The organism is Flavobacterium sp. UM26, assembly GCF_057922445.1.
The window spans coordinates 454500-465421 of the sequence record NZ_JBVHCY010000001.1 but is presented as its reverse complement, the minus strand read 5'-3'; the positions used below and the strand labels follow the sequence as shown (position 1 = coordinate 465421).

Sequence of the window (10922 nt, the reverse complement as noted above, 5' to 3'; positions counted from 1 at the left end):
TTGTGGTTCTAAAAGTGAAACAAATGAATAAAATAGAACACATCGGGATAGCGGTCAAAGATTTGCAAGCCTCTAATTTACTTTTTGAAAAATTATTTGGAGCACCTGCTTACAAAGAAGAAGAAGTAGCTTCTGAAGGAGTGAAAACCTCTTTTTTTCAAAATGGCCCCAACAAAATAGAATTATTAGAAGCTACAAATTCTGAAAGCCCAATTGCAAAATTTATAGAGAAAAAAGGAGAAGGCATTCATCATATCGCATTTGATGTTACAGATATTGTAGCCGAAATAGCTAGACTAGAAGGTGAAGGATTTGTAGTTTTAAATCCAACACCAAAGAAAGGTGCCGATAATAAATTGGTCGCCTTTTTGCATCCAAAATCTACCAATGGTGTTTTGGTTGAGTTGTGTCAGGAAATTAGATAGTTGTTTTCTGTTTTGGATGACTTCATTATCAGTAGATTCCGTTGAAGCGGCTTCTGAATAACGATAAAATTGAAAATCCACGGTCAAAATATTTGGTCTGAACAAAAAATAGTAGTAATATTGCAACCTCTTAACTGGTCCTATAGCTCAGTTGGTTAGAGCACCTGACTCATAATCAGGTGGTCCCTGGTTCGAGCCCAGGTGGGACCACAAGTAAGAAAACCCTTCTTGAAAATTTTCAGGAAGGGTTTTTTGATAAAAAAAGCAATTTTAATTTTTTTATGAATTAAAATATTGGTTATTTTGCCAAGCAATTAAGGCATTAGTTTGCTAATGTGTAGATAATTATGAAAGATAAATTTAAAAAAGTAGTTGGATTGTCGATGCTCCTAGTTTGTGGCACGGTATTATATGCTGCTCCAGGACCACCAAGTCCAAAACCACCACCGCCACCAAAATTACCAATTGATGACTATATTGGTGTGCTGGTTCTTCTTTCTATTCTTTACGGTATTTATCTTATTAATCATAAATTAAAAACAAAAACTCCAAGGTAAGCTTGGAGTTTTTGTTTTTAACTAATGTTGGTTTTATGTCTTAAGAACTAGTTTAGTTCAATGCATGCAAACGAGCAACATATTTTCCAATGACATCAAATTCTAGATTTACAATCGTTCCTACTTTGAAGTTGTGAAAATTCGTGTGTTCGTAAGTATAAGGAATAATAGCAACGCTAAACTTGTTTTTTTCTGAATTTACAACTGTTAAGCTTACACCGTTTACAGTTATAGATCCTTTTTCGATAGTAATATTATTTTGGTTAGAGTCATATTCAAAGGTGTAATGCCAGCTACCATTGGTTTCATAGGCTTCGGTACAAGTAGCAATTTGATCTACGTGTCCCTGAACAATATGACCGTCTAATCGATCGCCTAACTTCATGGCTCTTTCTAGATTAATTTCATCGTTTGTTTTCCAGCTACTAATATTGGTTTTATTAATAGTTTCGGCTATAGCGGTAACGGTATATTGGGTTCCATTTATTGCGACTACAGTTAGACAAATGCCATTGTGGGCAACACTTTGGTCAATTTTTAACTCAGATGTAATGTTGGAGGAAAGGGTAAGATGCAGGTTGTTTTGCTCTTTTTTTATTTCAGTTACAATACCAAGGGTTTCTATAATTCCTGTAAACATTCTTATTTTATTTTACTAAATTTGCAGCTCAAAATTAGCAATAAAAAACGGGAGCTCATGAATAAAACAGCAGAAAATATAATAGTTGGAATTTCGATAGGGGATCTAAACGGTATTGGAAGCGAAGTAATCTTAAAAACTTTTGAGGATGCTCGAATGTTAGAATTTTGTACTCCTGTAATTTTTGCTAATGTAAAAATTGTTTCCTTTTTGAAAAAGGGTCTTGACTCTTCTTCGAGTATACATGGAATCGACAAGCTTGATCAAATAGTTGTGGGTAAGATTAATGTATATAATTTATGGCGAGAAGGAGTAGATTTGAATTTAGGAACGAATGATGATAAAGTAGGAGAATATGCTATTAAGTCATTTGTGGCGGCAACCAAAGCTTTAAAGGAAGGGATTGTAGATGTTTTGGTTACGGCTCCTATCAATAAATATAATATTCAATCAGAAAGTTTTAAGTTTCCTGGGCATACCGATTATTTGGCACAAGAATTAGACGGTGATGCTTTAATGCTGATGGTGAGCGATAATTTGCGTGTAGGTCTTCTTACGGATCATGTGCCATTAAATCAAGTAGCAGGACATTTGACAGAGGAATTAATTAAAAAGAAAATTGAGACTGTAAAACAAACGTTGATAAGAGATTTTAGTATCAATAAACCAAAAATTGCTGTCCTAGGATTGAATCCTCATTGTGGTGATGGTGGAGTAATTGGTTCGGAAGATGATGCTGTGCTCAGGCCAACCTTGAAAAAAATATTCGACAAAGGAACTCTGGTTTTTGGTCCTTTCCCTGCTGATAGTTTTTTTGGAAGCAATCACTACGAGAAGTACGATGCCGTTATAGCTACTTATCATGACCAGGGGTTGATTCCTTTTAAAACATTGTCTTTTGGTCGAGGAGTAAATTATACTGCCGGATTAAATAAAGTGAGAACCTCGCCAGACCACGGTACAGCTTACGATATTGCAGGCAAGAATCAAGCAGATTTTACCTCTTTTAAGGAAGCGGTTTATTTGGCGATAGATGTCTATAAATCAAGATTGCAGTATCAGGAAGTGAGTGAGAATCCTCTAAAATCCAAAGAAAAACAGTTATAAACAAAAAAAGGTGGATAACATTATTAGATTTATAATAATTTTATATCTTTGCACCCCGATTCGGGTAATTCAGAATTGGGAAAATTGTTGATGAAATGAACAAGAGAAAAGAATTCATAATTCCATTTGTGGGATTGAAGCTAGGGAAACATCAATTTGAATACCAAATCAATAATTCGTTCTTTGAGATCTTTGACTTTAGTGAGTTTGAAAAATCAAACATCAAAGTAAATGTAGTTTTAGAAAAAAAAGCGAATTTATTAGAATTAGATTTTAAACACAAAGGAACCGTTCAAGTGCCTTGTGATCTTACAGGGGAAGAATTTGATTTGCCTATAAAAGGTAAAATTAAATTAATTGTACGTTTCGGAGAATCGTTTAATAATGACAACGAAGAGTTATTAATTTTACCATTTGGGGAATTTGAGGTAGATATTGCGCAATACATCTATGAAATGATTGTGTTGTCAATTCCTCAAAAAAGAGTTCATCCAGGAGTAAAAGATGGAACATTGCAATCAGTAGCTTTAGAAAAGCTCAAAACAATGTCTGTAAAGAAAGAAGTAAAAGAGAAGAATAAAGAGAATACACAACAAGAGAATCAAGAAAATATTGACCCTAGGTGGGACAAATTAAAGCAACTATTAACGGATAAATAATATAGTAAAATGGCACATCCTAAAAGAAAAGTCTCTAAAACAAGAAGAGATAAGAGAAGAACACATTACAAAGCAACTGTTGCTCAAATCGCTACTTGTCCTATCACTGGAGAAGCACATTTATACCACAGAGCTTACTGGCATGAAGGTAAAATGTACTACAGAGGGCAAGTTGTTATCGATAAATCTGTAGCTGTTGCTTAATACGTTTTAGCAAAAAATAGTAGAACTCTCACTTTGTGGGAGTTTTTTTTATTGTTTATAATTTTCTCAAATAAGAATAGCTAAAACAGTACTTTTAGAATAAATTTTGTAATTTTCGAGTCTTTTAAATTAAAAAATCAAGTAGCAATATTTGATAGTAATAGTCGTACACAATGAATGCAATTACCGCAGCAATTACCGCAGTAGGTGGGTATGTTCCTGACTTTGTGCTTTCTAATAAAGTATTGGAAACCATGGTTGATACTAATGACGAATGGATCACTACTCGTACAGGAATTAAAGAAAGAAGAATATTAAAGGAAGAAGGAAAAGGAACTTCATTTTTGGCCATCAAAGCCGCTCAAGATTTAATAGCAAAAGCCAATATCGATCCACTAGAAATTGATATGGTGATTATGGCAACAGCTACACCAGATATGCCTGTAGCTTCAACTGGAGTTTACGTGGCAACAGAGATAGGAGCAACCAATGCTTTCGCCTATGATTTACAAGCTGCTTGTTCTAGTTTTTTATACGGAATGTCTACAGCTGCAGCCTATATACAATCAGGAAGATATAAAAAAGTATTGCTAATAGGAGCCGATAAAATGTCGTCTATTATTGATTATACAGATAGAGCCACTTGTATTATTTTTGGTGATGGTGCCGGAGCTGTTTTGTTCGAACCTAATTATGAAGGCTATGGTTTGAAAGATGAATATTTAAGAAGTGATGGTGTAGGTCGTGATTTCTTGAAAATTCCTGCGGGAGGTTCTATACTTAGAACATCGGCTCAAACTGTTGAAGAAAATATGCACAACATCATTCAAGATGGTAAAACAGTTTTTAAATATGCTGTAACCAATATGGCAGATGCAAGTGAATTGATTTTGCAAAGAAATAATTTGACCAACGAAAATGTTGCTTGGTTAGTACCTCACCAAGCCAATAGAAGAATTATCGATGCTACAGCCAATAGAATGAACCTTGAAGACGAAAAGGTCTTAGTGAATATCGAGCGTTATGGGAACACAACATCGGCTACTTTACCATTAGTGCTTCATGATTTTGAAAAGAAACTAAAAAAAGGAGATAATATTATATTTGCTGCTTTCGGAGGAGGATTTACTTGGGGTTCTATTTATTTGAAATGGGCCTACGACACAAAATAAATTAAAACTAAAAACAAACAATTATGGATTTAAAAGAAATTCAAAACCTAATCAAATTTGTAGCAAATTCTGGAGTTGCTGAGGTTAAGTTAGAGATGGATGATGTGAAAATCACTATTAGAACAACTTTAGAAGGTAATGTGACAGAAACTACTTATGTTCAACAATTACCGACTCAAGCAGCTATCCAACCTGCAGTTATACCACAAATTGCACCAGTTGTTGCTACACCAGAAGCAGCTGCAAAAGAGGACAACTCTAAATACATAACTATTAAGTCTCCAATTATTGGAACATTCTACAGAAAACCAGCTCCAGATAAACCGGTTTTTACTGAAGTTGGAAGCACAATTGCTAAAGGTGATGTTCTTTGCGTAATTGAAGCAATGAAACTTTTCAACGAAATTGAATCAGAAGTTTCTGGAAAAATTGTAAAAATCTTAGTAGACGATATGTCTCCTGTAGAGTTTGATCAACCTTTATTCTTAGTAGATCCATCATAATTTTTAAAAATTCCAATAGACAAATCACTAAATCCAAGTATGTTGGAATTTGGAGATTGGAATTTGTAATTTTAAAAAAAAGAAGATGTTTAAAAAAATATTAATAGCAAATAGAGGAGAGATTGCTCTTAGGGTTATTAGAACGTGTAGAGAAATGGGAATCAAAACAGTAGCGGTTTACTCTACTGCTGATGCTGAAAGTTTACACGTAAAATTTGCTGACGAAGCCGTTTGTATCGGACCTGCACCAAGTAATTTGTCATACCTTAAAATGTCAAATATTATTGCAGCAGCAGAAATTACTAATGCCGATGCCATTCACCCAGGATATGGGTTCCTTTCTGAAAACGCTAAGTTTTCGAAAATTTGCCAAGAACATGGTATTAAATTTATTGGTGCAGCTCCTGAAATGATTGATCGTATGGGAGATAAAGCTTCTGCCAAAGCGACGATGAAAGCAGCAGGAGTGCCTTGTGTACCTGGTTCTGACGGAATTTTAGAGTCTTTTGAAGAAGCTAAAAAAATAGCTGCAGAAATTGGTTATCCTGTGATGATGAAAGCTACTGCTGGTGGTGGTGGAAAAGGGATGCGTGCCATTTGGAAAGAAGAAGATTTAGAAAAAGCTTGGGAAAGTGCTCGTATGGAAGCTGCTGCCGCATTTGGAAATGACGGTATGTATATGGAGAAACTTATAGAAGAGCCTCGTCATATCGAAATTCAAGTAGTAGGAGATGCTTACGGTAAAGCGTGTCACCTTTCTGAAAGAGATTGTTCTGTACAACGTCGTCACCAAAAATTAACCGAAGAGACTCCGTCTCCGTTTATGACAGATGAATTGCGTGCCAAAATGGGTGAAGCTGCTGTAAAAGCTGCGGAATACATTAAATACGAAGGCGCTGGTACAGTTGAATTTTTAGTAGACAAGCACCGTAATTTCTACTTTATGGAAATGAATACTCGTATTCAAGTAGAACACCCAATCACAGAACAAGTAGTAGATTATGACTTGATTCGTGAGCAAATATTAGTTGCGGCAGGTGTGCCAATTTCGGGAAAAAATTATTTCCCAAATTTACACGCTATCGAATGTCGTATCAATGCGGAAGATCCTTATAATGATTTCCGTCCTTCTCCAGGAAAAATCACAACCTTGCATATGCCAGGCGGACACGGAGTTCGTTTAGATACCCACGTATATTCTGGATATACTATTCCACCAAATTACGATTCGATGATTGCCAAGTTGATTACTACTGCGCAAACTCGTGAAGAAGCGATTAGCAAAATGCGTAGAGCTTTGGATGAATTCGTAATTGAAGGTATCAAAACTACTATTCCTTTCCACAGACAGTTAATGGATGATCCTCGTTATATAGCAGGAGATTATACAACTGCCTTTATGGAGTCTTTTAAAATGAATGATCCAGAATAGATGGGAAAAAATTACTATAAAAAAACCTCGCTAATTGCGAGGTTTTTTTTGTGGGTAACTATAAGGTTTCTTTCAACCATTTATAGAATTCTCTTTGCCAAACTTGGGCATTTTGTGGTTTCAATACCCAATGGTTTTCTTCAGGGAAATACAAAAAGCGACTTTTTATACCTCTTAATTGTGCCGCCTGAAAGGCTTCTTGCGATTGGCCAATTGGTACTCTAAAATCAATACCTCCCTGTATGATCAAAATAGGGGTGTTCCATTTGTCTACTAATGTGATTGGGTTAAAAGTAGTGTATGATTTTTGAGCAATTTTATTATCTTTTTCCCAATACGCTCCTCCGAAATCCCAGTTGTTAAAAAAGACTTCTTCCGTGGTGCCAAACATACTTTGCGTATTGAAAACCCCGTCGTGAGCAATAAATGTTTTGAAACGGTTGTTGTGAATTCCAGCCAAATAAAATACAGAATACCCACCGTAACTAGCTCCTACACAACCTAAACGATTCTTGTCTACATATGATTCTTTGGCGACGTCATCAATGGCAGATAAATAATCGTCCATCACTTGACCTCCCCAGTCACCTGAAATTTTTTCATTCCATTCTTGACCGTGGCCGTACATTCCTCTTCTGTTTGGTGCTACTACCACATAGCCTTGAGCTGCCATCAGAGAGAAATTCCAACGGAAGGAATAGCTTTGTGTTAAAGGCGATTGTGGTCCACCTTGGCAGTATAGCAACGTCGGGTATTTTTTAGTTGCATCGAAATTCGGAGGCAAAATTACCCAAACCAACATTTTTTTGCCATCGGTTGTGGTAACATAGCGACGTTCGGTTTTGCTTAACGCTAAAGTGTTGTATGTTGCTGTATTCACATTAGACAATTGTTTCCACGTGTTTTTCTTTAGATGATAAGAAAAAATTTCAGCAGCGTGATTCATATCGGTTCTAGTGACCAAAACTTGGTCGCCCGAAAAACCAATAATATCGCTCACATCAAAATCACCATTGGTAATTTGGCGAACGTTTATCGCAATTCTAGTCATTCCAGGGAAGTTCACAGCAAACAATTGTTTGGTACCGTCTACGGCAGCTACAAAGTAGATGTTTTTTCCATCTGGACTCCACATAAATTGGTCTACACTTCCGTCCCAATTGGCGGTAAGGTTCATTTTGATGCCTTTGAAATCTACGATGATGTCGTTTTTATCGGCTTCATAACCATCCCGTTTCATTTGCAACCAAGTCAAGTGACCCGCTGGCGAAAATTGAGGCGCTGTATCGTACCCTAAATTGCCGTCAGTTCGGTTGATGGTTTTGCCGGATTCGAGTTGGTATTCGTAAATGTCGGTATTCGTAGAAATGGCATATTGCGTACCTGCTTTTTTCTTGCATACATACAAAATACTTTTGCTGTCTGGTGACCAAATATAATCTTCGTCTCCACCAAAAGGTTTTTGTGGGCTATCGAAATTTTCACCTTTTAGGATATCGATTCCTGTGGCACCTTCTTTGTTTTCCTTATAAAACACGTGGTTGAATTTGCCTTCATTCCAAGTGTCCCAGTGGCGATAACCCAGTCCGTTGTAGATTTGTACATTCGATTTTTCTAGTTCGGGATAAAAATCTTTTCCGTGTACTTTGTCGATTTTTACTTCCTCGTGATAGACAATATATTTGCCATCAGCCGAGGTGTTTTTGTCGGTTAGGAGACCTTTGGTGTCTTTAATTTCGGTGGCATTTCCGCCTTCGATGGGTAGCGAATACAACTTAGAGTTGGATTTGTTTTCAGCCACAGAGGGTGTACTAACTTTATAAATGACGTTTTTTCCGTCTTTTGAAATACCTAGTGGTGTTACGCGACCTAGTTTCCAGAGCAGCTCGGGAGTCAGTGTGTTTTGAGCCATTGTTGTCAAACTCATCAGGGATAGGGTTAATAAAAGAATCTTTTTCATTGTTTTCAATTTTAAAAGGTAAAAATAATCATTTAAATCGACTTGTTTTGGATACTAGTCTCAGTGCTCGCTTTAAAAACAAAATAGCTTGTAAAATAAATTAATTTACCACGGATGCTACTGATGAAGCAGATTAGAACGGATTCTAAATTAGTTTCTATTTATTGAGAACCGTGTAAAATCCGTTTTATCCGCGAAATCCGTGTTCCATTTTGAATTTTATTGGTGGGCCTGATTTTAATTCTGTAAATCAAATATCTTGTGGTGCACTTAGTTTTAGCCCAGATGGGAACGGCATCCTTTTCTATTTTTCTTTAAAATAGAAAAGATACAGTGGACAGCTGGAAATAGCTCCTAAAAAATAGTATTTTTATAAAAAATTTGACAGATGCACTTGAGTTATTGGGAAATAAAAAATTGGTTTACCGAGGTAGATTATACGATTGTGGGAAGTGGAATTGTGGGTTTGCACGCCGCATTACGTTTGAGAGAACGATTTCCAGTGGCCAAAATATTGGTGCTTGAGAAAGGAATGTTGCCACAAGGGGCGAGTACCAAAAATGCTGGATTTGCCTGTTTTGGGAGTCTTTCGGAGATTGTAGAAGATTTAAAAAACCATACCGAAGAAGAGGTAATTGCGTTGGTGCAAAAGCGCTGGTCGGGTTTGCAATTGTTGCGCAAGCGGATTCCTGATGCGGTTTTGGATTACAAACCTTTTGGTGGTTACGAATTGTTTTTGGAACACGAAGAAAGCTTGTACGCAGAGTGTGTCAATAAAATGGCGTTTGTCAATGAAATTCTGAATCCTATTTTTAAAGCTGGTGTTTTTGCCAAGGAAGTGGACCGTTTTGGATTTAAAGGGACAAAAGAATACTTGATTTTTAATCCTTTCGAAGGACAAATTGATACCGGAAATATGATGCAAGAATTGTTGCGTCAAGCCGTAGCGGCGAATATCTTGATTCTGAATCAGCAAACAGTTACGGGGTTTGAGGATAGGGGGTCAAGTGTTGAATTAGCTTTGGGGGATTTTAGTTTTACTACTCAAAAGTTATTGTTCGCGACCAATGGTTTTGCTGCCGAACTCACACAAGGTCAAGTAAAGCCTGCACGGGCTCAGGTGCTGATTACAGAACCTATTCCGAATTTGGACATTAAAGGGACTTTTCATTTGGATCGCGGGTATTATTATTTTAGAAATATTGGTGACCGAATTTTGTTAGGCGGTGGGCGAAACTTGGCTTTTGAAGAAGAAACCACCACCGAAATGGGGCAAACCGAAATTATTCAAAAAAAATTGGAACAATTGCTAAAAGAAGTAATTTTGCCAAATCAAGACATTGAAATTGCACACCGTTGGAGCGGTATTATGGGAGTAGGCGCAAGCAAGAATCCTATAGTAACGAATTTGTCCCAAAATGTATATTGTGGGGTTCGTATGGGCGGAATGGGCGTGGCAATTGGCAGTTTAATAGGAACCGAATTAGCAGATTTAGTATAATGGCAACTAAGATTACCTCAAAAAAAGCAACTTCAAAAAAACCGGTTAAGAAACAAGAATCAAGTTTTGGAAGTAAAGTGAAACGCTTTCTTTTCAAGGCACTGCTATGGTTTTTTGGACTTTCTATTTTTTTTGTAGTACTGTTTAAATTCGTTCCTGTTCCATTTACGCCACTAATGGTGATTCGTTATTTTGAAAATGTAGCCGACGGAAAAGAGAATCATTTCAGTCACGACTGGGAACCCATCGAAAATATTTCAATGAATTTGCAAAAAGCCGTAATCGCCAGTGAAGACGGCACCTTTTTGACCCACAATGGATTTGATTTTCTGGCGATGCAAAAAGCCTACAAAAGCAACGAAAGAGGCCGAAGAATAAAGGGAGGAAGTACCATTTCGCAGCAAACCGCCAAAAATGTGTTTTTGTGGCAAGGTAGAAGTTACTTGCGCAAAGGATTAGAAGCTTATTTTACCGTACTAATCGAAATGATTTGGGGTAAAAAACGCATTATGGAAGTCTATTTGAACAGCATCGAAATGGGCGATGGGGTGTATGGAGCGCATGCTGCTACCCAATATTGGTACCGAAAAGACGCGTCGAGTTTGACCAAAATGCAAGCCGCAGGAATTGCCGCTATTTTGCCCAACCCACGCAAATACAAAGCCACAAGTTCCTCTTCTTACATCAACAATCGAAAAGCCAAAATCGTACGCGTAATGGCACACGTTGGTACGATACACTACAAATAATCTTTTTTCTAAG

At 36.8% G+C, this 10922-nt stretch carries 12 protein-coding genes and 1 tRNA gene; 11 read left to right on the top strand and 2 right to left on the bottom strand.

Annotated elements, in window-relative coordinates:
• Positions 1 to 23 precede the first annotated feature (23 nt).
• The 3 genes from mce (at position 24) to ACZ1AQ_RS02075 (ending at position 982) form a co-directional block, all read left to right on the top strand.
• Positions 24 to 425, top strand: a complete 402-nt coding sequence (gene mce / locus ACZ1AQ_RS02085) for a methylmalonyl-CoA epimerase (RefSeq protein ID WP_489631287.1) — start codon at positions 24 to 26, stop codon at positions 423 to 425.
• Between the two features lie 136 nt (positions 426 to 561).
• Positions 562 to 635 (top strand) — tRNA-Ile (locus ACZ1AQ_RS02080).
• A 137-nt stretch (positions 636 to 772) separates the two neighbouring features.
• Positions 773 to 982, top strand: a complete 210-nt coding sequence (locus ACZ1AQ_RS02075) for a hypothetical protein (protein ID WP_489631286.1) — start codon at positions 773 to 775, stop codon at positions 980 to 982.
• Between the two features lie 52 nt (positions 983 to 1034).
• Here the strand turns inward: ACZ1AQ_RS02075 and ACZ1AQ_RS02070 are convergent, their stop codons facing one another.
• Positions 1035 to 1622, bottom strand: coding sequence for a riboflavin synthase (locus ACZ1AQ_RS02070; protein WP_489631285.1), 588 nt, complete (start codon positions 1620 to 1622; stop codon positions 1035 to 1037).
• 57 nt (positions 1623 to 1679) lie between these two features.
• Between ACZ1AQ_RS02070 and pdxA the strand changes: the two genes are divergently transcribed.
• The 6 genes from pdxA (at position 1680) to accC (ending at position 6699) form a co-directional block, all read left to right on the top strand.
• Positions 1680 to 2729, top strand: coding sequence for a 4-hydroxythreonine-4-phosphate dehydrogenase PdxA (gene pdxA / locus ACZ1AQ_RS02065; RefSeq protein WP_489631284.1), 1050 nt, complete (start codon positions 1680 to 1682; stop codon positions 2727 to 2729).
• Between the two features lie 95 nt (positions 2730 to 2824).
• Positions 2825 to 3388, top strand: coding sequence for a YceD family protein (locus ACZ1AQ_RS02060; RefSeq protein ID WP_489631283.1), 564 nt, complete (start codon positions 2825 to 2827; stop codon positions 3386 to 3388).
• 9 nt (positions 3389 to 3397) lie between these two features.
• Entirely contained in the window at positions 3398 to 3592 is a 195-nt protein-coding gene (gene rpmF, locus ACZ1AQ_RS02055) for a 50S ribosomal protein L32 (protein WP_159689777.1), read from the top strand.
• 173 nt (positions 3593 to 3765) lie between these two features.
• Positions 3766 to 4764 carry a beta-ketoacyl-ACP synthase III gene (locus ACZ1AQ_RS02050; protein WP_489631282.1) on the top strand — a complete coding sequence of 333 codons (999 nt, stop codon included), beginning with the start codon at positions 3766 to 3768 and terminating at the stop codon, positions 4762 to 4764.
• A gap of 23 nt (positions 4765 to 4787) precedes the next feature.
• Positions 4788 to 5267 (top strand): acetyl-CoA carboxylase biotin carboxyl carrier protein, encoded by a 480-nt coding sequence (accB, locus tag ACZ1AQ_RS02045; RefSeq protein ID WP_489631281.1) that lies wholly within the window; start codon positions 4788 to 4790, stop codon positions 5265 to 5267.
• A gap of 85 nt (positions 5268 to 5352) precedes the next feature.
• Positions 5353 to 6699 (top strand): acetyl-CoA carboxylase biotin carboxylase subunit, encoded by a 1347-nt coding sequence (gene accC, locus ACZ1AQ_RS02040; protein ID WP_489631280.1) that lies wholly within the window; start codon positions 5353 to 5355, stop codon positions 6697 to 6699.
• A 58-nt stretch (positions 6700 to 6757) separates the two neighbouring features.
• On the opposite strand, the gene ACZ1AQ_RS02035 is transcribed toward accC, so the two are convergent.
• Positions 6758 to 8659 carry a S9 family peptidase gene (locus ACZ1AQ_RS02035; RefSeq protein WP_489631279.1) on the bottom strand — a complete coding sequence of 634 codons (1902 nt, stop codon included), beginning with the start codon at positions 8657 to 8659 and terminating at the stop codon, positions 6758 to 6760.
• A 388-nt stretch (positions 8660 to 9047) separates the two neighbouring features.
• Here ACZ1AQ_RS02035 and ACZ1AQ_RS02030 point away from each other — a divergent pair, with 388 nt between their 5' ends.
• Complete coding sequence (locus ACZ1AQ_RS02030) at positions 9048 to 10160, top strand: NAD(P)/FAD-dependent oxidoreductase (protein WP_489631278.1); 1113 nt, start codon at positions 9048 to 9050, stop codon at positions 10158 to 10160.
• Entirely contained in the window at positions 10160 to 10909 is a 750-nt protein-coding gene (gene mtgA / locus ACZ1AQ_RS02025) for a monofunctional biosynthetic peptidoglycan transglycosylase (protein ID WP_489631277.1), read from the top strand. The genes ACZ1AQ_RS02030 and mtgA overlap by 1 nt, the downstream gene beginning before the upstream one ends.
• Positions 10910 to 10922: the final 13 nt, after the last annotated feature.